This is a genomic window from Nonomuraea solani, from assembly GCF_900108335.1.
Taxonomy (GTDB): Bacteria; Actinomycetota; Actinomycetes; order Streptosporangiales; family Streptosporangiaceae; genus Nonomuraea; species Nonomuraea solani.
The window spans coordinates 738,922-763,593 of the sequence record NZ_FNVT01000004.1 but is presented as its reverse complement, the minus strand read 5'-3'; the positions used below and the strand labels follow the sequence as shown (position 1 = coordinate 763,593).

21 protein-coding genes are annotated in these 24,672 nt (G+C 68.0%); 17 read left to right on the top strand and 4 right to left on the bottom strand.

Annotated elements, in window-relative coordinates; translation table 11 throughout:
* The first annotated feature begins 49 nt into the window (after positions 1-49).
* The 5 genes from C4V41_RS19280 to C4V41_RS19260 all read left to right on the top strand — a co-directional run bounded on the left by C4V41_RS19280 (position 50) and on the right by C4V41_RS19260 (position 4,521).
* The gene (locus C4V41_RS19280; protein ID WP_327537459.1) at positions 50-733 is read left to right on the top strand and encodes a DUF5994 family protein; all 684 of its coding nucleotides are present in this window, start codon (positions 50-52) and stop codon (positions 731-733) included.
* Positions 734-830: 97 nt separating this feature from the next.
* Positions 831-1,154: an STAS domain-containing protein gene (locus tag C4V41_RS19275; protein ID WP_103957238.1), complete on the top strand. Its 324-nt coding sequence runs from the start codon at positions 831-833 to the stop codon at positions 1,152-1,154.
* Positions 1,155-2,551: 1,397 nt separating this feature from the next.
* Positions 2,552-2,698 (top strand): hypothetical protein, encoded by a 147-nt coding sequence (locus tag C4V41_RS61890; RefSeq protein WP_160150330.1) that lies wholly within the window; start codon positions 2,552-2,554, stop codon positions 2,696-2,698.
* Positions 2,699-2,931: 233 nt separating this feature from the next.
* Positions 2,932-4,092: a hypothetical protein gene (locus C4V41_RS19265; protein WP_200824073.1), complete on the top strand. Its 1,161-nt coding sequence runs from the start codon at positions 2,932-2,934 to the stop codon at positions 4,090-4,092.
* A gap of 177 nt (positions 4,093-4,269) precedes the next feature.
* Entirely contained in the window at positions 4,270-4,521 is a 252-nt protein-coding gene (locus tag C4V41_RS19260; RefSeq protein ID WP_200824072.1) for a hypothetical protein, read from the top strand.
* Positions 4,522-4,532: 11 nt separating this feature from the next.
* On the opposite strand, the gene C4V41_RS19255 is transcribed toward C4V41_RS19260, so the two are convergent.
* On the bottom strand, positions 4,533-4,910 hold the full coding sequence (locus C4V41_RS19255; RefSeq protein WP_103957236.1) for a hypothetical protein: 378 nt from the start codon (positions 4,908-4,910) through the stop codon (positions 4,533-4,535).
* A gap of 238 nt (positions 4,911-5,148) precedes the next feature.
* Between C4V41_RS19255 and C4V41_RS19250 the strand changes: the two genes are divergently transcribed.
* Positions 5,149-7,275, top strand: a complete 2,127-nt coding sequence (locus C4V41_RS19250) for a tetratricopeptide repeat protein (RefSeq protein WP_103957235.1) — start codon at positions 5,149-5,151, stop codon at positions 7,273-7,275.
* A gap of 215 nt (positions 7,276-7,490) precedes the next feature.
* Here C4V41_RS19250 and C4V41_RS19245 read toward each other — a convergent pair whose 3' ends face one another.
* Positions 7,491-10,631 (bottom strand): AfsR/SARP family transcriptional regulator, encoded by a 3,141-nt coding sequence (locus C4V41_RS19245; protein ID WP_103957234.1) that lies wholly within the window; start codon positions 10,629-10,631, stop codon positions 7,491-7,493.
* A 246-nt stretch (positions 10,632-10,877) separates the two neighbouring features.
* On the opposite strand from C4V41_RS19245, the gene C4V41_RS19240 reads away from it, so the two are divergent.
* From C4V41_RS19240 to C4V41_RS19230, 3 genes are all read left to right on the top strand, one after another.
* Positions 10,878-12,101, top strand: a complete 1,224-nt coding sequence (locus tag C4V41_RS19240) for a hypothetical protein (protein ID WP_200824071.1) — start codon at positions 10,878-10,880, stop codon at positions 12,099-12,101.
* Positions 12,098-13,036: a carbohydrate kinase family protein gene (locus C4V41_RS19235; RefSeq protein WP_103957232.1), complete on the top strand. Its 939-nt coding sequence runs from the start codon at positions 12,098-12,100 to the stop codon at positions 13,034-13,036. The genes C4V41_RS19240 and C4V41_RS19235 overlap by 4 nt, the downstream gene beginning before the upstream one ends.
* Positions 13,037-13,133: 97 nt before the next feature.
* Positions 13,134-14,102 (top strand): right-handed parallel beta-helix repeat-containing protein, encoded by a 969-nt coding sequence (locus tag C4V41_RS19230; protein ID WP_160150329.1) that lies wholly within the window; start codon positions 13,134-13,136, stop codon positions 14,100-14,102.
* Here the strand turns inward: C4V41_RS19230 and C4V41_RS61885 are convergent.
* A complete protein-coding gene (locus tag C4V41_RS61885) occupies positions 14,036-14,791 on the bottom strand; it encodes a hypothetical protein (protein ID WP_160150328.1) in 756 nt (251 codons plus the stop codon). The genes C4V41_RS19230 and C4V41_RS61885 overlap by 67 nt on opposite strands.
* A 42-nt stretch (positions 14,792-14,833) precedes the next feature.
* Positions 14,834-15,511 (bottom strand): GntR family transcriptional regulator, encoded by a 678-nt coding sequence (locus C4V41_RS19220; RefSeq protein ID WP_103957229.1) that lies wholly within the window; start codon positions 15,509-15,511, stop codon positions 14,834-14,836.
* On the opposite strand from C4V41_RS19220, the gene C4V41_RS19215 reads away from it, so the two are divergent.
* From C4V41_RS19215 to C4V41_RS19180, 8 genes are all read left to right on the top strand, one after another.
* Positions 15,426-16,922, top strand: a complete 1,497-nt coding sequence (locus C4V41_RS19215) for an alpha-L-fucosidase (protein WP_407670008.1) — start codon at positions 15,426-15,428, stop codon at positions 16,920-16,922. The two genes, C4V41_RS19220 and C4V41_RS19215, sit on opposite strands and share 86 nt — an antisense overlap.
* A complete protein-coding gene (locus tag C4V41_RS19210) occupies positions 16,909-18,234 on the top strand; it encodes an extracellular solute-binding protein (RefSeq protein WP_103957227.1) in 1,326 nt (441 codons plus the stop codon). Before C4V41_RS19215 ends, C4V41_RS19210 begins: the two co-directional genes overlap by 14 nt.
* The gene (locus C4V41_RS19205; protein WP_103957226.1) at positions 18,234-19,109 is read left to right on the top strand and encodes a carbohydrate ABC transporter permease; all 876 of its coding nucleotides are present in this window, start codon (positions 18,234-18,236) and stop codon (positions 19,107-19,109) included. Before C4V41_RS19210 ends, C4V41_RS19205 begins: the two co-directional genes overlap by 1 nt.
* Positions 19,106-19,954: a carbohydrate ABC transporter permease gene (locus C4V41_RS19200; protein ID WP_103957225.1), complete on the top strand. Its 849-nt coding sequence runs from the start codon at positions 19,106-19,108 to the stop codon at positions 19,952-19,954. Before C4V41_RS19205 ends, C4V41_RS19200 begins: the two co-directional genes overlap by 4 nt.
* Positions 19,951-21,048, top strand: coding sequence for a mandelate racemase/muconate lactonizing enzyme family protein (locus C4V41_RS19195; protein ID WP_200824070.1), 1,098 nt, complete (start codon positions 19,951-19,953; stop codon positions 21,046-21,048). Before C4V41_RS19200 ends, C4V41_RS19195 begins: the two co-directional genes overlap by 4 nt.
* Before the next feature lie 200 nt (positions 21,049-21,248).
* Positions 21,249-22,769, top strand: a complete 1,521-nt coding sequence (locus tag C4V41_RS19190) for an FAD-binding oxidoreductase (protein ID WP_200824069.1) — start codon at positions 21,249-21,251, stop codon at positions 22,767-22,769.
* Between the two features lie 27 nt (positions 22,770-22,796).
* Entirely contained in the window at positions 22,797-24,032 is a 1,236-nt protein-coding gene (locus C4V41_RS19185; protein WP_103957223.1) for a sensor histidine kinase, read from the top strand.
* Complete coding sequence (locus C4V41_RS19180; RefSeq protein WP_103957222.1) at positions 24,029-24,661, top strand: response regulator transcription factor; 633 nt, start codon at positions 24,029-24,031, stop codon at positions 24,659-24,661. The genes C4V41_RS19185 and C4V41_RS19180 overlap by 4 nt, the downstream gene beginning before the upstream one ends.
* The last annotated feature ends 11 nt before the right edge of the window (positions 24,662-24,672 follow it).

Genomic DNA, 24,672 nt, shown 5'->3' with positions numbered 1-24,672 from the left:
CCCACAGTCTACTTCCGGAATTGAGCGATTCCGGAAGTTGTGAAGTAGAATGAAGGTACCGAGGTCTTTCCGAGCGTTGGCATTCAGGTCTGCGTCGCCCCCGGCGAACCACCACCGGCCCTTCAGGGCCTGGACAGGTCAGGCGACCATGACGCCGACACTTCTTTCTCAACCCGCACCGCTCAGCTCCGCCTCATCCGCGAGCTCTCGGGTCGATACCGCGCAACGGCTCAGTCTCCGCCCGGTGCCGAACCGGCGAGCTGTGGTGGACGGGGCCTGGTGGCCCTCCTCCCGTGACGCGGCCGCCGAACTGCCCGGCCTCATCGCCGCCGTGGACCGGCTGCTGGAACGGGTCACGCTCCGCGTCGGCCTGCACGGTGATGCGTGGCAGCACATCCCGCGCCGCATTCCGGCGCACGGGCGGCAGGTCCGCGTCGGCTGGTTCCGCTACACCGACCCACGCGTGATCACTCTCAGCTTCGCGTCCGGCGAGCCGGTCGTCCTGCTGATCATCCCCTCAGACACCGCTGGCGCCGCCGCCGAGGCGACGCTCAAGCTCATCGCCCAGGACATCGCCGGCTTGAGCATCGACGCCATCCTCAACCTCGCGCACCTGCCGGCCAGCCGCGCTCCACGCGCGACGGCCGACGGCCCGGCGGGCTGGGAGAACGAGGGCGGGTCGGTCAGCGGACAGGAGACGACCTCCACCGCACGGCCGTCAGCCCTGACGTAACCCGCGTGCCGCCTGGCACCGCCTGTTCTGGCGGCGGGCCGATCTCCGGCCGCCAGGCATCTCATCACCATTCAGCTTCCCCGGCAAGGAGACTTCCATGACCGTCATCGACCACGCCCCTCTTGGCGGGGCGAGCGCCTCGGCGCCGACCCTCGTGCGCCTGTCGGGGGACATCGACATCTTCACCACGGCTCGGCTGCGCCAGCGACTGCTGAACTGCCTGGCCTACAGCAGCGGCCTGCTCGTCCTGGATCTGTCCCAGGTCACCTTCTGCGGCGCCGGCGGGCTGGGCGTGATGATCGGCCTGCAAGGCCGTGCCAAGGCCCAGGGCATCACGCTGGCCCTGACCGGCGTTGCGCCGCGCATGGCCCGGCTGCTGCGCGTCACCGGCCTGGACCACCGATTCCCGGTCATGGCCTGACCGGCATCCCCGCCGAAGCGGGCTATGACGGCAACTCTCCGTTCCCGCACGCCCAGCAACACCTCGGCGTCCCCGCCGGGCGGGCGACGCTGACCGCCGCGATCGTCATCGCGCCGTTCCTCGCGCTGGGCGCCGGCATCTGGCTGGCATGGGGAACGGAATCACCCTCACCGACCTGCTGACGGCCGCCGTCTTCTACGTGGTGACCGGGCTGGGCGTGACGGTCTGCTTCCACCGGCTGCCGACCCACCGCTCCTTCACCGCCCGGCCCCTGACTACGCGTCGTCCTGGCCGTGGCCGGATCGATGAGTTTCCAGGGCAACCTCATCGGCTGGGCGGCCGTCCACCGCCGGCTGGCTGTTTTCCAGCGAGCCCACCTCAGCCGCCCGCCATGCCCATGACCTGCTCCGCAACGACCCGGCCATGCTGCGCATCTCACGCGCCTTCCCGCCCTGTGCGCCGCCTCCCTGCTCCTGCCCCTTGCGGCGGGTCTGGGCCAGCCAGCCCAACTGCGCCCGGCACGGCCGCGGCTCCCGCCAGATCGACCCCTCCGCCGCGCTCATCAGCCTGTTCGAACGCCTGAACTGGGCCACCAACGTTCACTGGCAGCCCCCTAACGTCCTCGGCCACCATCGCACGGTGGCCGGCAAACACCCGCTGCGAGGCCTACTGCCCCCGCCCGGCCGGGGACCAGGGCGCAGGCACTCCCGATGACGCCCGCCATCCGCCTCTGACCAGGGTCGTTCACCTTCTGCCGGCCGTTAGTCCTCATCGTCGGCGTGCGTGACTGAGATAGGTCTCCAGCTGGGCGGCGTTGAGCGCGTCGGCCTCGCCCACCATGCGCACCAGCGTGCCGCCGGAGGGCTTGTCGTTACGCCGGCTGAGCCGTGGCTCGGAGCCAGCGTCGGACCTGTGCCAGCCGTTCGGCGATGATGGGGGCGCGTTCCCTGGCCTGTTGCGCACGCTCGGCGGAGGCTCGTGCCCGTTCAGCGGCGGCACCGGCCTGCAGAGCGGCCAGCCGCGCTATCTCTCTGGTGATCGGCAGCAGCACCAAGGCCGCTTCTGCGGGCCCATCAGAGCCGGCAGGCTGCGAGTACAAGGAGGCCATAGGGAGCACACTCCCGATGCGGGAGTTTTTCCTCTCGAAGGGATGGCTTGTCGTTGTGGCAACATGTCCGGCGAATCGGACCGCCATCACGGGGAGCATCCCTCTGGCAGCAACCGGGCGCCCACCTCGTTGAGCGACCAGCCAGCCACAGGCACCGGCATGGACATGCGGCGCCACCTGGCCAGATCAACTAAACACGCAGTCAAAGCGTTGTCGCCTTCACGCTACGCGCCTTTCGGCAGACGGACGACCCCCTAAACGACCGCTGACGGGCGCAGACCGCGCAGGGATGCTGACCCAGCAGGACACCGCCATCACGATGGGCCTCGACATCATCATCGACCTGTGCTCCCTGCCCATACCCACAGAGCTCGACAGCACGGTGCTCTTCTCGTTCTGTGGCGAGGACTTCGCCCTCAGCGAGCACAGAGGCTGACCGAACGTCTCGGCAAGGCCGGCGTCGCACTGCGGAATTCGAGCTCGCCGACGCCGCACCCGACTGGTTCGGCTCGGCATAGGCCACGGTCATCACGACGAGAGCGGCACATGCCACACGGTCGCCGGCCTGTGGTGGACTGGAGCATGCCCAAGAGCCGCGGCCGCCGCAAGGCCACCAGTAACAGACCGGTCCGTCGTTCGCCGCTTCCGCCGCGCCGATCAGATCTGCTGTTGCGTGACGCGCGGCAGCTCACCGGCCTGGCCGATCCGCTGATGGCCGAGACCTGGGCCAGCGGGTGGCTGGGCCAGGCGTGGGTGGCCGCGGAGCTGGGCGAACGCGAGGCCGAGCATCGGTTGTGCGTGGAGGTGACCGGCCGGGCATGCACCACGCCCTCGCCGTACGGCTTGGCCGCGATCGCCGCGCTGGCGCGGGTCGCGCCCGCCACCGACATCACCATGCTGGCCGAGACGATCGACATCCTGACCAAGACCCAGCCGCTGCCGCCCTGGCACACCGCCATGTCCGCGGACACGGCGTGGACCGCGACGTCGGCGTGGCGAGCGGCGGACGTGTGGGACAGCGAACAGGTGCTGCTCATCGACTACGACGGCCCCCATCCGCACACGCTGATGGCCCAGGTGCTCAAGTCCGGAGGGTTGATGATCGACAAGATCGCGATCCTGGAACCCGGCGCCGCCGCGCAGTGGAACCGGCTGCGCGAGGCCGACGAGGTTCCCATGCCGATCAGTGAGGCTCCGGTGGCCGAGGTGCTCGCCGACCTGGCCGATGCGCTGCGCACCACCGACATCACCTGGCCGCGCAACGACGATGAGGACTTCGTCGGCAACCGGGCGCTGGCCTGGTCCCGTTGCCGCGACCATCTGCCCGACTGGTCCGAACGGGAAGGTCTGCCCGAGGCCGAGCGCGACCATCTGGTCCAGCAGTTCGCCACCATCAACAGCCTGGACGACGAGGTGAGCAGGTCGCTGGCCGAGCTGTTCCTGGACTATGGCGAGGGCTACATCGTCTCCGGCCCGCTGGCCTGGAGCCCGACCGAGGTCATGCTGCTGCTCACCGACTGGCTGCCTCGCAAAGCCATCCTCGATGCCGCCCAGCGCGCAGCCCTTCCCGGCGTTCTGCGCCAGTGGCTGGCTTTCGCCCTTGATCGGCGCGGCCTCGATCCCCGATGGATCACCCCGGTCGTCGACGCCGTCGACGCTCACCTGCGCGAGTTCCGCCAGGCGTTCGACGATCAAGGCTCTTGGGGGCCCGCGAAAGAGATCGCCGCCGCCCTCACCGAGCGCGGCATCGACCTCACCGACCGGCAAGCCGTTGATGACGCCATCCGCGGGCTCAACGCCGAACGACTCGCGCGTCGCCTGCTCCCATGACGGGTGTCCTTCCTCACCCATCTGGGTCCTCTCCTTTTGGAGTATTCGAATTGCGCGCAAGGGGAACGACTGGCCGCATTGCTCGATGTGTCAGCGGAGCCGGGCGCGTACCAACTGCGCGGGCTCGGTCGCCGTGGGCTCTGGGCGGACTCACCGCGATGGAGAGCGCGGAGGGCCGTGAGGCGGCGCGGTCGCCGGAGTCCCTTCTGGCGCTCAACCGGGCCGGGCGAGCAGCGCGGACCAACTCGGCTGCCGGACAAACTGCGGACCGAGCTCGACGAGGCCGGTTCCGTGCCACCCCGGTCGGTCTACCGGATGTTCACGCCGGACTATCAGAACCGGCTGGTCAGCCCGGGCGCCAAGGCCGGGGACAAGCCGTCCGGGTACGCCCCCGCCGTACGGAACTGGGTACCCGAACGCGGCGCATGACGGCGGAATGGTCAGGACTTACCGAAATTGATCGAGCCCTGAACATCTCCAGCCTGGATGACCGGCCCGCTGATGCGAGCCTCGCCGCCGATGGAGTTACTCACGTCGTGCGTGTGCCGAATGAGGCGGATCGTATCGTTCGTCCATTCGGTCAACGCGACTTCGAATTCAGAATCAGCGTTCGCGTGGCCCACCAGAACCTTTGTGATCTCTTCGGGCGAGTGCGTGTTGAATTGTTCCAGGGTTGCCACAGCCTGTGCGTCGCTGCCGAAACGCCGCCGCACAAGAGTGGTCAATGAGGTCCAAGCGCCCTTGCCGGCTTCTCCGGCGGCACCTCCGATTATCGCGGAGACGACCACTGCCAGAGCGGAGATTACGCTCGCGTCCATCGCGCCTCTTTCGGTACGGGAGTTTCCTCCAGGGTAGATCGCCGACGCAGGTCACGGCCCCGGCTGCTCCGGCACCGGTCCGCCGGGTACGGCCATGGGCTCCCGGCAGATTGCGATGCACTTGATAATCCGCCATCGTGGCACATGTGTCTTATCCCAAACCGCCTGAGCATGTACGGAGGTATGCCGCGGTTCAGCCAGTGATTGGTGTCGAAACAACGTGATAGCCAACCGAAATATGTCCGAAATTGTACATAACGATGTGACGGGAGTGGTTCACGGTCCGTTAGTCCAAGCACGTGATGTATTCGGTGGCGTCCATTTCCATACTGCGGCGTCGCTACCCGCGCCGAGTCAGCTTCCGCCGCGGCCCCGCCTGGTCGATCGCGAAGCGGCCATCGCCCAGCTCGACGCCCTGCGCGCGGAGGCGACGGATGTCCCGCTGACCGTGTTGATAACGGGCCCGGTGGGCGTGGGAAAAACCGCGCTGTCCCTGACCTGGGCACACATGATTCGCTCGGACTTTCCGGACGGGCAACTGTACGCCGATCTACGCGGGCATTCTGGCGCCGGCCCGGCATCCCCTCAAGAGGTGCTGGGCGACTTCCTCCAATCCCTGGGTGTTCCAACGGAACTCATCCCCGGCGAGCTGGCGCAGCGGGCGGCCTTGTATCGCACGGTGACCAGGGACCAGCGCGTTCTCGTACTCCTCGATGACGCGATGACCGCCGCCCAGGTGCGGCCGCTGCTCCCGAGCTCGTCCGCGAGCGTCACCGTGGTGACGAGCAGATACCGGTTGACAGGCCTGCTGATGCACGGAATGCGTAGCGTGTACGTCGATCGGTTCGACGCCGAGGCCGGTCTCTCCCTCCTACGCGCGGCGCTGGGGAGCGACCGGCTGGAACAGCAGCACGAGGCGGCCTCCGAGCTGGTGGAGCTGTGCATGCGGCTGCCACTTGCCCTGAGCGTCGCGGCGGCGCGCCTGGCCGCGCGTCCGAGTTGGCCCCTCCGCGAGATGGTCGCCGCGCTGGCCGAGGAGCAGAGGACCCTGGCGGCGCTGTCGATCGAGGGCGATGTGACGATACGCTCCGCGCTGGACCTCTCCTACCGCGCGCTCCGCTCCAACGCCGCCGGCCTGTACCGGCTGCTGAGCCTCACTCCTGGAGACAGGTTCGGCGGCGATGCGACGGCGGCGCTGGCCGGTATCTCGAGGATGGAGGCGAGGCGGCTGCTGGGCGAGCTGACCGACGCGAACCTTCTGACGGACACGGCCGACGGGCGCTATCGCTTTCATCACGCGCTGGTCCGGCTGCACGCCTCCCAGTTGGTCGAGGCCGAGGACCAGCGCGAGGCCCGGGAATTGGCCGTTGGGCGCCTGCTCTCCTGGTATCTCGCCACTACCTCTTGTGCGGAGCGCCGGTTGCGGCCGCACCGTACTCGATTGCCCCGAGACGCCGAGCCACCTCCCGCCGAGGTGACGGACTTCGGCGGTCCGGAAGATGCGCTCATGTGGCTGGAGTCCGAGCGCGCGAACCTGAGTGCCGCCGTCACTCTCGCGCGCGAGCACGGGCGCGAAACGACCGCCTGGCAACTCGCCGACGCCATGTGGGCCCTTTTCCTCTTCATGGGCCACCACGTGGAGCGTGTCGAGGTGGAAGAGACGGGATTGGCCGCGGCGCGCTCCTGCGGCGACCCGTACGCCGAAGGGAAGATGCTCAACCGCCTGGGGCTGAGCCTGAACGCCCTCGGGCGTCACGATGAGGCCGTCGCACGCTTCGAGGGCGCGCTGGAGATCTGGCGGCGGCTCGGCGAACGGGAGAGGGAGGTCGGTTCGCTGCGCAGGCTCGGGTTGGTCGCCGCCGCGCGCGGTGACCACGGCGCGGCCATCGCCCGGCTCACGGACGCGAGCGCCGCGTTTCAGGCGCTGGGCGCCGACAGGAAGACGGCTCTGACACTGATCGACCTCGCGGGCGTGCTGATGGCGCAGGACCGTGGTCCGGACGCGGTGGTTCATCTGGAACGGGCGCGGCAACTGCTAAGTGGTGTGGACGACTCGTACAACCGGGCACGTGTGGGCATCTTCCTTGGTCACGCGCATGCCAGTTCGGGTGATGGCAACAAGGCGAACCAGGAGCTTCGTGCCGCGCTCGATGTGATGGCCGAGCTGGGGTCCTCGGTGGGCAGGGCCGCGGCGCTGGAAGGGCTGGGGAATCTGGCCGAACGTACTGGCCGCAGGGACGAGGCCAGACGAATGTACGAGGCAGCGCTACAAATAACAGGACAGACCGAATCTATCGGACATTTCCGTATCAAGGAGCGCCTTGCAGCGTTTGACCGACATACCGGAGTTTGTCATGAAACCTGAGACTGTCGCCCCCATTGGAGACGACAGCCTCAAGGCGATTTGTGACCAATTAGCCCATCATGATCCCCCAACGGCCCATCATGATGTACGCGACCGCTTGGGCTACATGGAGCATATATAGGGACAACTCGCTTCCTCTCCGATATTTCTGAAGCTTCTCGGAAATAGCAAGAAGATATCTAGCAATGAACCAAGTCGCCCGCACTTTCCAGAAACTAGGCCCCAGCAGCCTTCAGCGCCTCAAGGCGTTGTCTCAGAGCGACTGCCTCCGGTGCGCTCAAGCGTTCGAATATCGCGAGCGCCTGTCGCCACGGCCGCGCCGCGACCTCCCTCCCGTGCATACACAGGAGCGCTTCGCCCAGCCCCAGAAGTGAGCTGGCCTCAAGAAACGGATCGCCCAGCTCGCGTGCGAAGGCCAGCGCCTGCTCATAGGTTTCCCGGGCCAGGGCGAACTGGCCGCTGAGCCGCTGGCTGTCGCCGATCCTCTGGAGCGCGCGCGACGATTCGTAGGGGTCGCTTATGTCACGCGCTATGGAGAGCGCTTTCTGGAAATGAATAAGCGCCTCAGCGTTCAGATCCATGGCCTGATATGTCGACCCGATATTGCTGAGCGTGTCAGCCTCGTGCCGCCGGTCGCCGGTTTCTCGGTATATTGTCAGCGCCTCGCGGTAGAAGTGCAGAGCCTCGTCACGGCGACCCGCACGCTCGAGACAATTGGCGATGTTATTGAGCGCAACGGCCTCGTTCTGCCGCCAGCCCGCCTCCCGCAGGATGACGTGCGCCTCCCTGAAGAGTTCGAGCGCGTTTCGATAATCGCCGTGGCTGAAATGCAGTTCTCCCAGGTTGTTGAGAATCATTGCCTTTGTGGCGACGTCACCCGTCTCATCCACGATCTCGAGTGAAGCCTCGAAGACCGCCATCGCCTCCTCGGCACGTCCCAGATATGACAGCGCGATCCCCGAATGCAGCAGCGCATTGCCTTCGCCATGCCGGTCCGCGATCGCGCGATACAGCACAAGCGCTCTCTGCGCGTACTCCAGAGCCTCCCTGTTGCGGCCGGAAAGCCATGACACACGGGAGAGATGATCCAATGTGTCCGCCTCGCCGCGCCGGTCGCCCAACGCCCTAAAGATGCTCAGGCCCTTATCGGCGTGCTCGAAGGCCGCGGCGTAGTGGCTCGTGCGACTTCGCACCAGGCTGAGTTCGAGTTCCACGCGTGCCTCTCCCCCGCGGTCGCCGATCTCCTGGCAGGCGAGACGGGCCAGTTCGTGCATGCGGGCGGCATCCTCCCAGTGCGCCGAGCGTTCCAGATGCGTCGCGACGGCCTGCGAAAGCTGGATCACATGGGTGGGATGTCCATGCTCAGCGGCGTAGTGAACGCACATCAGTACGTTGACCCGTTCGGCACGCAACCACGCGGCAGCGGAACGCGGTGTGTCAACGGGCAGAGAGTCGAGCGGATGGGCGACATCGACAGCGGCACGCCCCCTGTGCGGATAGAGAACGCGGTCGGCCCGGTCAGCGGCGTCCAGATAGAAATCGAGCAGCCGGTGGACAACTCGCCGTGGCTCCTCCGCCGGCTCTTCCTCAATGGCGCGCTCCCGAGCGTACGCTCGCAAAAGATCGTGAAAGCGGATCCGACCGGAGTTCGGCTCTTCCACGAGATGACGGTCGATCAGCTCTTCCAGGGCGCGTTCCGCCTGGGTGACATCGCATCCGATCAGCGCGGCGGCTGCCCCGACCGAGAGATCGGCCCCGACGTGCAATCCAAGGCGGCGAAACCCCTTCTGGCGTTCCGACGAGAGTTCTCGATATGACAGATCGAATGCCGTGCGAAGGTCGCTGTCCCCCGCGTACATCTCAGCCAGCCGGCCCTTGGACCGCGACAACCTCTCCACCAGATCGCCGACGCCTCGGGCCGGCCGGTGACGAAGCCTGTTCGCCATGATCGTGACCGCTAGCGGGAGATGGCCGCAAAGGCGGACGAGTTGGTTGATGTCGCCAGCGTCGAGCCGCCGGTCCTGGCCGACGATCCGGCGGAAGAGCAGTGCCGCCTCAGGCGGCATAAGCGCGTCCAGAGACAGTGGCCGTGCTCCTTCCAACCCTGCGAGTCTCCGGCGGCTCGTGATCAGCACGAGGCAGCCGGGACTTCCCGGCAGGAACGGTCTCACCTGATCGGCGCCTGCCGCGTCGTCGAGCACGATCAATATTCGGCGGTGGGCGAGCCGCGCGCGCCACAGCGCGGCGCGCGGCTCAAGCGCCTCGGGGATGCGCTGCGGATCTTCCCCCAGAAGCCGCAACAGGACTTCGAGGCCTTGGGCAGGATCGATCGGCGGTTGATGAGGATCATGGGCGCGAAGATGGAGATACCAGCGTCCGTCCGGGAAGCGGTCCGCGAGCTCATGAGCCATGTGGACCGCGAGCGCCGTCTTGCCGACGCCGGCCATTCCGTCTATGGCTTTGATCATCACAGCCGACGCGGGACGCTCCAGCTCGTCGTAAAGATGGTTCAGCTCCACCTCTCGCCCGGTGAAGTCTGGGATGTCTCGGGGCAGATTGTCGGCGAGCGGGCCCGCTGAAACGCTGCGGCGTTCGGGCGGCGCGGCCAGATCGGTGTCGCCGCGCAGTATGCGCTCGTATGTTCCGCGGAGCGAAGGCCCTGGCTCGGCTCCCAGGTCTTCGACAAGTCGATGACTTGCCCGATGGTAGGCTTCCAGCGCTTCGCCCTGACGCCCGCAACGGTAGAGGGCGACCATCAAATGTTCGACGAATGACTCGTCGTAAGGATATTGGTGGACGAGGCCGTGCAGCTCGCCGGCCAGTTCAGCGTGACGGCCCGTACCGAGTTCCATGGCGAGTCTCATACCGATCGCGGCGCGATGCTCGCTCTCCAGACTCGTCCGTAACTTGGTCACCCATTCCCCGGATAAGCCGGAAAGTGGATCGCCACGCCACAGTTTCTCCGCGGCCCGCAGTAGTCGCAGTGCGTCTTCCCTGTCCCCGCTGTCCGAGATGGCTCGTGCTTGTGCGCACAACCGGCGAAAACGGTGCAGGTCGATCGTTTGCGGGTCGATTTCCAGCACGTAAGCTCCTGAGCGCGAGCTCAACCGTGCCGCGGTGTCGCCGAGTCGCCGGTTCAAGCGACCGCGCAGGCGTGCGATATAGCTGTGGACGCTCTCGCGCGCCTTTGACGGCGGTGTGTCGTCCCAGACTCTGCTGATCATAGTTTCGATGGATACGGGCAGCCCGGGAGACAACAGCAGCAAGGCCAGGACGTGCCGTTCCTTGGCCGAGCCGAGCTCACATGCCTCTCCATCCGCCCACAACTCCACGGAGCCGAGTATCCGGAACTCCATGAATGTCCTTCCAGAGATCAGAGGGCCCTCGCCGCCAGTTTCCCGCAGACCCGGTTAGCGGTCCATATATCACTTCTTGTCTGACTTTCCACTTCACGGTTGTTGCAAGGTTCTGTCTAGGAATCCGAGAGATTCTCGGATTGAGCCGTTCAACGGGAATTACGGCCAGGCGAATGCGGCGTTGCCAAACCGCACCGCAGGTGACAGGGGGGCGAAAGTCCGATGTCGTGTTCAGAGGGGTATCACGTGCCGGTTGGGCCGGACGCGCCACGTTGGGTGACGTGCCACAGCAGAAGGACCGTCCTGGTAATCGTCCACACGGTCACCTCGGGTCAGCGTCTGCTGGACGTTGTCCGCCTGCTCGCCGCCGACCTCCGCGTCCAGGTGGTCTTCACCATCGCTCCCGACGTTTTCAGTAATGGCGTAGCCGAATTACTCAGACGTATCGGCGGCGTGATCCTGCCATGGCGGCTGGCCGTCCGCGAGCCATTCGACCTCGCCGTCTGCGCCGCCTACGGGGGAATCGAGAACGTCCACGCACCGCTCGTGGTCATCCCGCACGGGGCCGGTTACAACAAGCTGGTCAGCCGTCGGCTGGGCGGCGGTGCGGTCGCGACTCTCGGTGTGTACGGGCTCAGCGCGCAGGAACTGGTCCGAGACGGCACAGTGATTCCATCAGCCATTGTGCTCGCCCACGACACCGAACGCCGGCGGTTGGCGCGGACCTGCCCAGAGGCTGTGGCGGTCGCAGAAGTTGTCGGCGACGCTTCCCACGACCGATTGATCGCCAGTTCGCATGAGCGCCGCGCCTATCGACGCGCTCTCGGGGTTGCGGACGAGCATGAGCTCGTCGTGGTGACCTCCACCTGGGGACCGAATTCGCTCTTCGGCAGACACGCGGGGTTGCTCCGGTGCATGCTGACCGAGCTTCCCCGGGACCGGTATCGCATCGCCGCCCTTCTTCATCCGAACATCTGGTTCGGTCATGGCATTTGGCAGATTCGCAGCTGGCTGGCCGACTGCCTGCGGGACGAGCTCGCGTTGGTGCCGCCTGAGGCGGATTGGCGAGGTGTCCTCATCGCCGCCGATCACGTGGTGGGCGACCATGGTTCGGTCGCCGTGTACGGCACCGTCTGCGGTGCCTCCGTCTCACTGGTGGGCAATGTGGTGGGCGACGTGGATCCACAGTCCGCCGGCGGGCTTCTCGCATCGACAGCACCCCGGTTGCAGCTTGATCAGCCTTTGTCGGCACAGCTGCGTTGGGCGGCCGCTCGCCACCATCCGGGACAACACGCCGAGATTGTGCAGCGGCTCACCTCGGCTCCGGGCCGTTTCGACCGGAACATGAGGCGGCTGATGTACCGGCTGATGCGCCTGCCGCAGCCGCTCATCCTGCCGAGAGCCGATCCGGTCCCCCCGCCATACCTGATCAGTTCGCCCGACCACGCGGCTTGTGAGGAGGGACGATGAGCAGCTCGATAGTTGTGGCGGGTGTCACCAGCCTGTACATGGCCGTGCCCGTGACGGATTTTCCGCTGCCGTACGTGCGCGAACAGTTTCCCGAGTGGATGAGGGCCGAGGTGTCGGGGGCGGCGTGCCACATCGCCAGCACCCTCCACGCCCTCGGCGACGAGGCCGGCCTCTGCACTCTCGTAGGAGAGGACTTGGCAGGGGAGGCGATCAGCATGTCGCTGCGTGCCCGAGGGTTATGGGGCCCAGGGGTGGTGCCGGCACCACGATCCTCACTCGGCGTTGTGCTGGTGACCCCGAATGGGCAACGCTCGGGCCACCCGTACGTCGCCGCCGTCAACACCATCGAGTATCCCGTCGAAGTGTTCCGCCGCCTCGTCTGTGGCGCCGACCTCGCTGTGCTCACCAACACCGCGTTCGTCCGGCCCCTCCTGGGAGCCGCGTGTGAAGAAGGTGTGCCGATCGCGGTCGACGTCCATCTGATCACGGATGTGGACGATGCGTACAACCGGCCTTGGCTGGATGTCGCCGACATCATCTTCTGCAGCCACGAACGGCTACCCTGCCCGCCGAGAGAGTGGGTGGCGAAGATCTTCCATCGTTATCCCGGATGCACGGTCGCGGCCGTTGGTCTCGGCGAGCGGGGCTGTGTCATGGGGCTTGCCGATGGAGTCCTGGTCGAGGTCGCGGCAGTCGCGCCGCGCGGCGTCGTGAGCACCGCGGGGGCGGGAGACGCACTCTTCGCATCGTTCCTGCACAGCTGGCTCGCCACCCGGAATCCCGTGGCAGCACTCGAGGACGCGGTGCTTCACGCCGGCTGGAAAGTGGGCGACACCTTCCCAGGCGCGACCTCGCTGACGGCCATGGAATTGGCTCGGCTACGGGAAAGTCACCCTGCTGTCACACTTCTCGGCCGTTGGGACGCCAGCGCTTGACCGCAAGGAACCGGTTTTAAGGTGCTCATGGCCTTACCCACCGGAAAGCTTCGCGAGTGGGCCGCAATGCGCAGGAGCACTCTCCATCCGGGTTGTTGTGCCTGGCTGGGGTGTGCGGGTCGAGGGAGCGAAGAACGACGTTCAGGGCAACCGGATCGGCACGCACATCTCCGGCACCGTGGCCGTCCCGAACGGCAGCGGCGGCGTGCTCTTGTCCGGGGGCAACGCCAACAAGGTCGCCGGCAACCTCATCTCCGGGAACACCACAGGACCCGGCGTCGAGGCCCACGGCACGGCGCCCGCGAGTGTGATCACGGGCAACCTGATCGGTACGAGCACCTCGGGCGCGGCGCCGCTCCCCAACCACGTCGGGATCAGGATCGGCTCCGCCGGAAACCAGATCGGCGGAACCACCTCCGCCGCCCGTAACGTGATCTCCGGTAACGCCCAGCACGGCATCGACGCCCACGCGGGCGCCGCTGATCTGCGGATCCAGGGCAACCTGATCGGCGCCGGAGTGTGGATCGAAGGAGACGACAGCAGCATCGGTGGCGACAAACCAGAGGTACCCCCCAACACCATCTGGGACAACGTCGGTGAGGGGGTCTACGTGACACCGTCGGGCGTCGGCAACGCGATCCTGCGTAACTCGATCCACCACAGCGGCGGCCTCGGCATCGACCTGGATCCCGTCGGGGTCGCGGGGATCGACCTCCTGGACCCGGACGTGGGCGCGAACGACCAGCAGAACTATGCGATCATCACGTCGGCGAACACCGTCGGCGGCCAGACGATCATCGGGTGGGACCTCATCAGCCTCCCGAACGCCGAATTCCGTATCGAGTTCTTCGTCAACGCCGCCTGCGACGGCACGAACGGCGAGGGTCGCACCTACCTGGGCGAGATGTCCGCCACGACCGGGCCCGCGGGGTTCGACAGTGGCACGGCCTGGCCGACCGTCACCGCCCCCGTCGGGTCGCAGGTGGTGGCCACCGTCACTCAGATCGTCGGGCCGGCGCAGTACGGGGCGACGTCGGAGTTCTCGGTCTGCGTCACGGTGACCTGAGGCCGGGCCGCGGCAGCCTCGGTAACCGGCGGTTGGCCGGCCAGGGCGGTGGAGCGGCGGCCGAAGGCGGTTCGTGACGACGTGGCCGCCTCTGCGAGCCGCTGCACCGTCCACCGGCCGCGCTGATCAAAGATGTCGCGCAAACGGCCCTTCAGTCCGAGAATCAGCGTATGAAGCTGCCGGTCATGATTCATCGGGCGCGGTTGGGGCGCGATGAGTTCCGGGTCATTCGGCCGGCTCGGCCATTGCTCGGCGCCGTGCTCGTCGATCGCGACCGCTACCTGAACGCGTACCTCGATCAGGACAGCGCGCGACGGATCGGCGGGCTCTGGCTGCTCGCCGCGCGTTCTCCCCGCTCTTTGATTCATCTTCCGATGCGGAAGCCCGGGGAGGGGCTCGACCTCGTCCTGATGCATCACTCGCTTCAGTTCGCTCCTTCCCGGTGGAAGCGGGTGCGTGGACGGCTTGGCCCCGGACGTCCCCAGACCGTCGGCCTGCCTCGGGCCGAACGCCTTGAGATCGACTTCGAGGCCCGTCATCATCGCGAGAACCGGGATCTCTTTCGCCAGCACCTCCATGCCGAGACCCTGTTCATGACGGGCAGTGCGAAGGTGTTCAGGGAGACCGCCGGGCTCTTTTTCGAGGTCGCGGGCAAAGGACCGGGCTTCTGCGCCGAGTTTCACTCCCATGACGGCGTCCTCGGAGACGCTCGGGAGATTCACATCGAACGCTCAAGCCTCATAGGCGCTCATCAGACGTGACCGCGACGCCTCCAGGTGGGCGGTCATGGCGGTCGCCGCCGACGACGGATCCTGGCGGCGGATGGCGTCCAGCACCGCGCGGTGCTCGTCGGCGGCGTGGGTGGCGATCCCGTGGCGGAAGTAAAGGCGGTAGCCGTGGGTGTGCGCGCGGAACCTGCGCAGCGTGTCCGCGATGAGCGGGCTGCGGCTGGCCTCCGCGATCGCGTTGTGGAACAGGGCGTCCAATTCCGCGAAGCCCCGGTACGCCTCGTAGGTGTCGCCGAGCAGCGGTGACATCATCTGCTCCAGCGACCCCCGCATGGCGGCCACCTCGTCGGCCGTGGCGTAGCGGGCGGCGCGCGCGGCGGCGGGCGGTTCGAGGAGCAGGCGGACGTCGTAGAGGTCGTCGAGGGCGGCCCGGTCGAGCAGGGGCGCCACCAGGTAGCCGGCGTTCGGCCGGCGGACGACGAGCCCCTCCGACTCGCAACGCGCGAGCGCTTCGCGGATCGGCGTCTGCGACACGTCGAGTTCGCGGGCGAGCCCGTCGATCGACAGCTTCGTCCCTGGCTCCAGGTCGTGATCCATGAGCCGGGCCTTCAGCGTCTGGAAGACCGATTCGCGGACGCTGACCTTGGCGGACTCGGCACCCGGGCCGGTTGGGTCACTCATCTCCCCTCCATTTGGGGCCGCTGTTCCAGGGGTTGACACATGCCCGAAACTGCCTGCATTCTCATCCAAATCGTATCGTATCCGATCCGAAGCCGTCCGACCTACTCAAAAGGATGAGCTCGTGACCATTCCCGACTGGTTCGGAGACGCGGGTTTCGGCCTGTTCGTGCACTGGGACCACGCGAGTCAGCAAGGTGTGGAGATCGGCTGGCCCCTGGTCGGCCATTCGATCCTGCCGGGCCGTACAGAGCCAGAAGCCGACATGACCGTCGCGCAGTACCAGTCGAGCGCGGCCACGTTCGACCCGAAACGCTGGGATCCGCGCGGCGTGGCGCGGCTCGCCCGCGACGCGGGTGCCCGCTACGTCGTCTTCACCGTCCGCCATCACGCCGGATACTCGATGTACCACACGAGGCAGTCGGAGTTCTCCATCGCGGCGTCGCCGTACGGACGGGACATCACCCGGGAGTTCTTCGACGCGCTGCGCGCCGAAGGGCTGCGGGTCGGCGTCTACTACTCGCTGCTCGACTGGAACCATCCCGACTATCCGGCGTTCACCGACGCCGACCGCCCCTACCCGTCCGCGAGTTATCGGCGGCCCTCGCCCGATCAGTGGGCGAGCTACCTCGGCTACGTCAAGGGGCAGCTCACCGAGTTGCTCACCGAGTACGGGCCGATCGACCTGCTGTGGTTCGACGGCGAGTGGGAGCGCACGGCGGAGGAGTGGCACGCCGAAGAGCTTCGCGAGCTGATCAAGTCTCTGCAGCCGGACGTGATCATCAATGACCGGCTGCCGGGCCAGGGCGACTACGCGACCCCCGAGCAGGGCATGCCGCGCCGGCCGCCGGGCGGCCCGTGGGAGCTGTGTCTCACCATGAGCGAGAGCTGGGCGTACCGGCCCGACGACCTCGACTACAAGAGCCCCCGGCTGCTCGCCTCCTACCTGAGCGAGGTCGTCTCCCGGGGCGGCAACCTGCTGCTCAACATCGGGCCGCGAGGTGACGGATCGCTCGTCCCGACCGAGGTCGCCACGCTCAAGCGGCTCGGAAGCTGGCTCGCCAGCCACGGCGAGAGCATCGTCGGGGCCGCGCCCGCGCCGGAGCGCCTCGACTTCCACGGCCCGGCCACGCAGCGCGGCACCACCCTCTACCTGCACCTCCTGCTGCAGCCGCAGGATGTGCTCGTCGTCAGGAACGTTCCCATCGGCTCGGTCGTGGGCGTCCGCCTGCTCGGCACCGAGCAATCGCTGCGGTACAGCGTCAACGAGGAGGTGCACAAGGCGAACGGCGCGGACGACGAGCCCCTCGGCGAGCTGTTCATCACCGTGCCACCGCCGACCGGCGCGCTCATCGACGTCATCGCCATAGAGCTGTCGGATCCCTGGAAGGACGGGTCTCATGCGACTGTCTAGAACTCTCCTCGTGTGCGCCCTGGTCGCGACCGCGTGCGGCACCGGTACGGGCCCGGGCGGCGGCGACGGCAAGACGCTCCGGATCCAGATCCCCACCGGACCGCTGGCCGGCGCCATGCAGCGGGTCGGCGACGAGTTCGAGAAGGCCAACCCGGGCACGGAGGTCACCTTCGAGGGCGTCGACTCCGGCAGCTCCCGCGGCCCCAACGTGGCGCTGCTCAGCTCGACCGGCACCCCCGACATCGGCTACCTCCAGCGCAGCACGGGCGTCTGGTCGGCGCTGCTGAAGAACAAGCAGCTCACCCCGCTGGACGACGTCTGGAAGGCCGCCGGTCTGGCGGACAAATACTCCAAGAGCCAGGTCGACTACTACACGACCGAGGGGCGGCACTACGGCGTCCTCTACCAGCAACTGCTGATCAACCCCGTCTACTACAACAAGGCGGCCTTCGCGAAGGCCGGCGTCGCCGATCCGCCCGACCACCAGGTCGCCTCCGTCGCCGACTTCGAAGCGATGGTGGGCAAGGTCAAGGCCGCCGGGTACGAGGGTTTCGGCGTGGGCGGTTCGAGCCCGTACGACCTGGGCCACACGCTGGACGCGCTGCTGCCCACGGCCGTGTCGGAAGACGACTACGACGCCATGCTCACGAACTTCAAGCCCGGCTCCCCCACAGACGTGAAGTACACCGACCCCGGCTTCGTGAAGGTGCTCCAGACGATCCAGGACTGGCAGAAGAAGGGCATCTACCAGAACGGGATGCTCGGCATGGACACCGACCAGGCCCAGGGCCTGTTCACCAGCGGAAAGCTGGCGATGCTGCAGGGCGGCAACTACACCTACGCGAGCCTGAAGGAGGCCAAGCCGTCGTTCGAGATGGGCTGGTTTCTGCTGCCGCCGCTCACCCCGGGCCGAAAGACGCCGTTCAACGCCTTCAACGGCGACACCCTGGTGATCCCGGCCAAGGCGGCGAACCCGGAGCTGGCCAAGAAGTTCCTTCAGTTCTTCATGACCGACAAGTACCAGGTCAGCGTCATCGCGGCCACCGGCTCGCTGCCGGTGTTCAAGTCGATCCCGGCGTCGAGCCTGTCGAACCTCGGTGATCTCGTGCAGCAGCAGTTCGAGCTGTCGCAGTCGGTGGGCCTGGTCAACATCTGGGACTCCGCCGTACCGTCCACGCTCGGGCAGGCGTTCTCGGTGCCAGTGCTGCAGAAGCTCGTGGCCGGCAAGCTGACCCCGCAGGAGGCGGCGCGGCAGTATCAGACGGCGCTGGAGGACCTGCAGTCCGGCAAGGTGTCGGGAGCGTCGGACTGATGGCCAGGAGGCCACGGATCTTCCCGATCGTCGTGATGCTCCCGGCCCTGGTGCTGCTGCTGGTGCTGGTCGCGTATCCGATCGCCGGATCCGTACGCATCAGCCTCGGCTCCTGGGACGGCGTCGGCGCGGTCGTCTACCACGGCCTGGACAACTACCGGCGGCTGCTGCGGGACTCGCTGGTCTGGCAGTCGATCGGGACCAGCCTGCAGTTCTTCATCGGGACCGTGGTGTTCACGGTGACCCTCGGCACCCTTCTGGCCAACGCGATCAGCCGGAAGGTCCCCGGCGCCCGGATCTTCAAGGTCGTCTGGTTCCTGCCGGTGATCATCCCGGTCAGCATCGCGGGCATCTTCTGGTCGAACGCGTTCCAGCCCACGACCGGCGCGGTGAACTCCCTGCTCGGCATGATCGGGCTCGGAGACGATCACGCCTGGCTGGCGTCCTCTTCGACGGCCCTGTACGCCGCCATCTTCGTCGCGGTGTGGACCCAGACCGGGTACGCCATGCTGATCCTGCTGGGCGCGATGGAGGCCATCCCCCTTGAGGTGCACGAGGCGGCCACGCTCGACGGCGTCGGAGCGGCCGGCCGGCTGTTCCGGATCACCCTGCCGAACATCCTGCCGATGCTGGGCACGATCACGACGTTGACCTCGGTGTTCTCGTTCAACGCGTTCGGCATCATCTACGCGATGACCCGGGGAGGCCCGGGTAACTCCACGAGCATCCTCCCGGTGCTGGTCTACAAGCAGTCGTTCATCGACCAGGACTACGGCTACGGCTCGGCCACCGCCGTCATCACGACGCTGATCGTCGCCGTCATCGGGATCATGACGTTGCGGATCTTCCGCCAGCAGACCCTGGACGCGCGATGAGCGGCAAGCGGTGGCGGCACGGCCCGCTCTGGTACGTCGGTTACGCGCTCCTGCTGCTCTGGACGGCGATCACGGTCGTGCCGTTCGTGTCGATGCTGCTGCTGTCGCTCCGCTCGACCAGCGACATCTTCGCCCACCCGCTGGGGCTGGGCGGCGACTGGGTGCTGTCGAACTACGCCAAGGCGTGGCAGGGCGTGGTCGGCGGCGCGCCGCTGTCGACGTACCTCATCAACAGCCTGCTGGTGGCGCTCTGCAGCCTGGCCATCGGCGTGACCTGCGGCAGCCTCGCCGGTTACGGCCTGGCCCGCGCGACCAGGGGCCTGTCGAGCGCGGTCAGCCGCGTCATGGTGCTCGCCCTGAGTGTCCCGCTGGTGGTCGCGCTGATCCCGACGTTCGAGCTGCTGGGCAGGTATCGGATGCTCAACAGCGTGCTGGGCATCTCGCTGGTCTACGCGGCGTTCATGACGCCGACCATCGCCCTCATCATGCGGTCGGTGTTCGCCGCCGTGCCCCGGGAACTGCTCGAAGCGGCCAAGATCGACGGTTACGGGGAGCTGGCCGCGCTGGTGCGGGTGGTCCTGCCGATCAGCAAGGGCGGATTCGTCTCGGTCACGCTGCTCGGGCTGATCTTCGTGTGGAGCGAGGTCCAGTTCGGCGTCGTCCTGCTGGCCCGTCCACAGGATCGCACCCTGTCGGTCGGCCTGCTCTCCTTCCAGGGACAGTTCGTCAGCGACCAGGGGGCCTTCTTCGCCGGCCTCGTCATCGCGACGTTCCCGATCGTCATCCTTTTCCTGATCTTCCAGCGCTATGTCACGAGCGGCATCACCTTGGGGGCGCTCAAATGAGCACGACGACTCGAATCGAACGCATCGACGTCCAGTTGGTCGACCTGCAACCGGCGGCCGTCCGCGTCGACGCGATGCAGTCCTTCGTCAAGCAGGAGACGGTGCTCGTCACCGTGCACACCTCCGACGGGCTGTCCGGTACGGGGTATTCGTACACGATCGGGACCGGCGGGCGGGCGGTCATGTCGCTCATCACCGACCACCTGGTCCCGGCGCTGCTGGGCCGGGACGCCCGGCCGGTCGAGGCGCTGTGGCGGCACATGCTCGACCAGACCCGCGCGACCACCGTCGGGGCGATCACCTCACTGGCGTTCGCCGCCATCGACACCGCGCTCTGGGACCTGCGCGGCCGCCGTACCGGTGAGTCGCTGTGGCGGATGGCGGGCGGGGCGCACGAGTGGCTCCCCGTGTACGACACCGAGGGCGGCTGGCTGCACCTGCCCGTCGAGGACCTGGTGGACGGCGCCAAGCAGGCGGCCACGGCCGGACTGCGTGGGGTGAAGATCAAGGTGGGCAGGCCGTCGATCGCCGAGGACGCCGAGCGGCTCGCGGCCGTCCGCGAGGCGGTGGGGCCGGCCTTCGAGGTGATGGTCGACGCCAACCAGGCGTTCACCGCGGCGGAGGCGATCCGGCGCGCACGGACGTACGAGCCGCTCGGCATCGCCTGGTTCGAGGAGCCGCTGCCGGCCGACGACCTGCACGGACACCGCAGGCTGGCGGCCTCGACCTCGGTGCCGGTGGCGGTCGGCGAGTCCCTCTACTCCGTGCAGCGGTTCGGCGACTACCTGGCCGCGGGCGCGGTCGGCATCGTGCAGGTCGACGTGGCCCGCATCGGCGGGATCACCCCATGGCTGAAGGTCGCGCACGCGGCCGAGGCGTTCAACGTCGCGGTGAGCCCGCACTTCCTGATGGAGCTGCACGTCAGCCTGGCCGCCGCCGTCCCGAACGGGATGTACGTCGAGCACATCCCGCAACTGCGGGCGATCACCCGCAGCTCCCTGGTGATCGAGGACGGCCAGGTGACGCCGCCCGACATTCCCGGCATCGGAATCGACTGGGATCCCGACGCCCTCGACGACCACCGAGTGGCCTGAGTCAGCCGATCGGCGGGTCCGGCTCAGCCGTCCGGTGGAGCCACCGGTTCAGCCGCCGTCCCATGAGATCGGCCGATGTGCACCCCTGCCTGGTCCTGCGACGGTTGTGGCACCTAGACCAGAAGGGGATCGGGATGAGTGATCAGGTGAGTCGCCGGGCACTGCTCGCCGGTGCGGGTGCTGTGGCGGGCGGGACGTTAATGGCCGGTCGCCCAGCCGCCGCCGAACCGGAGGCGTTCGGGCCGGTGAAGATCGGGCCGAACGACCCGCGGTACGACAGCCTGCTGCGGGGCAACAACTTCCGCTTCGTCGGCCGGCCGGACGAGATCCGCGTGGTGAGCTCGACCGACCACGTGGTGCGCGCGGTGGGCGAGGCGGTGCGGGCCGGGCGGCGGGTCGCGGTGCGCAGCGGCGGCCACTGCTTCGAGAACTTCACCGCCGACCCGGCGGTCAAGACGCTGCTCGACCTCTCGCCGATGGACGAGGTCGGCTACGACCCCGCCATGCGGGCGTTCGCCGTGCAGCCGGGCGCCACGCTCGGGCAGGTGTTCCGGACGCTGTTCAAGGGCTGGGGCGTGACGATCCCCGCAGGAGGGTGCCCGGGCGTGGGCGCCGGTGGACACTTCGCGGGCGGCGGGTACGGAGCACTGTCACGCCGGTACGGCTCGGTCGTCGACCACCTGTACGCCGTGGAGGTCGTCGTGGTCGACCGGGACGGCACCGCCAGAGCGGTGGTCGCCACCCGCGAGCCGGACGACCCCAACCGCGACCTGTGGTGGGCGCACACCGGCGGTGGCGGCGGCAATTTCGGGGTGGTCACCCGCTACTGGCTGCGCTCGCCCGGCGCCACCGGCACCGACCCGTCCCGGCTGCTGCCGGCCTCGCCGCAGAAGATGCTCGAATGCGTGGTCGCCTGGGCCTGGCAGGGCATGACCGAAGAGGTGCTCACCAGGATGATGCGCAACTTCGGCACCTGGCACGAACGCAACAGCGCACCCGGCTCGCGGTCCGCCGGCCTGTACGCGATCTTCCTCCTGTCGCACGAGAGCAACGGGTACTTCTCGCTGGCCGTGCAGATCGACGCGGGCCTGCCCGGCGCGGACGGGCTGGTGAGCGAGTTCGTGGCGGCGGTGACCGCCGGCACCGACGTCGAGCCGATCATCAACGAGCGGCGGACGATACCGTGGCTGCACAAGATGACCTGGCCGGGCACGGGCGAGGCCGGCGACGCGACCACCCGCCGATACAAGAACAAGGCCGCCTACCTGCGCAAGTCGCTGACCGACGAGCAACTCGCCACCGTTCACCGCAACCTGACGAACAAGACCGGCACCGCGCAGTCCGGCCTGCTGCTCATCGGCTACGGCGGCCAGGTGCGCGCGGTGCCGCCGAAGGCCACCGCCATCGCCCAGCGCGACGCGGTCATGAAGGCGGTCTACTACACGACCTGGGCAGACGAGAGCGGCGACGAGGCCCGCCTCCGCTGGGTGCGCGACTTCTACCACGGCGTCTACTCCAGGACCGGCGGTGTGCCGGTCGCCGACGGCTCCTACATCAACTACCCCGACGTCGACCTGGCCGACCCGAAGTGGAACACCTCCGGCGTGCCGGCGCACACGCTCTACTACCAGGACAACTATCCCCGCCTCCAGCAGGTCAAGGCCCGCTGGGACCCGCGCGGCGTCTTCCGGCACGCCCTGTCCGTCGAACCGCCCGCCTGACCCACGGCTAGATTGAGGAACGTGCGGATGGACGGTGTGGTGCGGCGCCGGCACCTGATCGGCGCCCTTCCCTACGCCCTGCTGGCCGTTCTGGCCGTCGTCTCGGTGGCCATCAGGCACGCGTACGACCAGTCGGCGGCCGTCGAACTGGCCCTGTGCGCGCTGGCGGCGGTGTGGATGTTGTGCGTCTACACGCTGCGTCCCGCCTGGCGGACGCGGCCGCCGGTGATGGCGGCGTTCTTCACCGTGCTGATCGCGATCATGGCGGTCCTGGTGGTCAGGGCTCCGTGGTTCGGGTTCTTCACGCCCGCCGGCTACATCTACGCGTTCCGGGTGCTGCCGTGGCCGTGGCGGCAGGCCGGCGTCGCGGCGGTGGCGGTGGTGGCGGGCACGGCGCAGGCGTACGCCTTGGACATGAGCACCCCCGGCGGGCTGATCATGTACACCGCGGTCGTGGTCGCGAACATCATCCCCATGTGCACCTACGCCTGGTACGCCCGCCGCAACGACCAGCGCAACGAGGAGCGCATACGGGCGCTCGACGAGGCCCGCGAGGCGAACCGCAGGCTGGAGGAGTCGCTGGCGGAGAACGCGGCCCTGCACGAACGGCTCGTGGCGCAGGCCAGGGAGGCCGGCGTGCACGACGAGCGGCAGCGGATGGCGCGGGAGATCCACGACACCCTCGCGCAGGGCTTCACCGGCATCATCAGTCAGCTCCGCGCGGCCGAGCAGGCCGGCGACGATCCGGCGGGATGGCGCCGGCACCTCGCCGCCGCGACCGGACTGGCCAGGGAGAGCCTGTCCGAGGCGCGGCGGTCGGTGGACGCGCTGCGCCCCGAGCCGCTGCGGACGGCACGGCTGGGCGAGGCCCTGGAGAGCGTGGCCGGCCGCTGGTCGGCGCTGCACGCGATCCCGGTCCAGGTCACGACGACCGGCACGACGCGGCCGCTGCTGCCGGAGGCCGAGGTGGCGCTGCTCAGGGCCGCCCAGGAGGCGCTGACCAACGTGGCCAGACACGCGCGGGCCTCGCGGGTGGGGGTGACACTGTCGTACATGGAACACGAGGTGGCCCTGGACGTGCGCGACGACGGCGGCGGCTTCGACCCGGCCCGGCTCGCGGGCGGTGCCGGCGGGTTCGGGCTGGTCGCGATGCGGCAGCGGATCGAGGGACTGTCGGGCACGCTGCAGGTCGAGTCGGAGCCCGGCGCCGGCACGGGCATCTCGGCCCGCGTCCCCGTCGCGTGGGAGGGGTCTTCAACGTGATCAAGTTGCTGATCGTGGACGATCATCCGGTGGTCAGAGACGGGCTGAGCAGCATGTTCGCGCGCGAGCCCGACTTCGAGGTGGTCGGTGAGGCCGGCGACGGGGCCGAGGCGGTCCGGCTCGTCGAGGCGCTGCGGCCCGACGTGGTGCTCATGGACCTGCGCATGCCGGGGATGGACGGCGTGAGCGCGACCAGGGAGCTGGCCGGGCTCGCGGGCGGGGTGCGGGTGCTGGTGCTGACGACGTACGACACCGACAGCCACGTGCTGCCCGCCATCGAGGCGGGCGCCACCGGCTACCTGCTCAAGGACGCGCCCCGAGACGAGCTGTTGCGGGCGGTCCGGGCGACGGCGCGGGGCGAGGCGGTGCTCGCGCCGTCGGCGGCTGCCCTGCTGATGAGCCGTGTGCGCTCGTCCGCCGCGGGGCCGCTCAGCCAGCGGGAGCTCGAAGTGCTCCAGCTCGTGGCGGGCGGGGCCACGAACAGGGAGACGGCGGCGAAGCTGTTCGTCACCGAGGCCACGGTCAAGTCGCACCTGCTGAACATCTACGGCAAGCTCGGCGTCGGCGACCGCGCGGCGGCCGTCACCGAGGCGTTCAACCGGGGGCTGCTGGTCCCGCGAAAGCATTAAAAGTCTGGAAG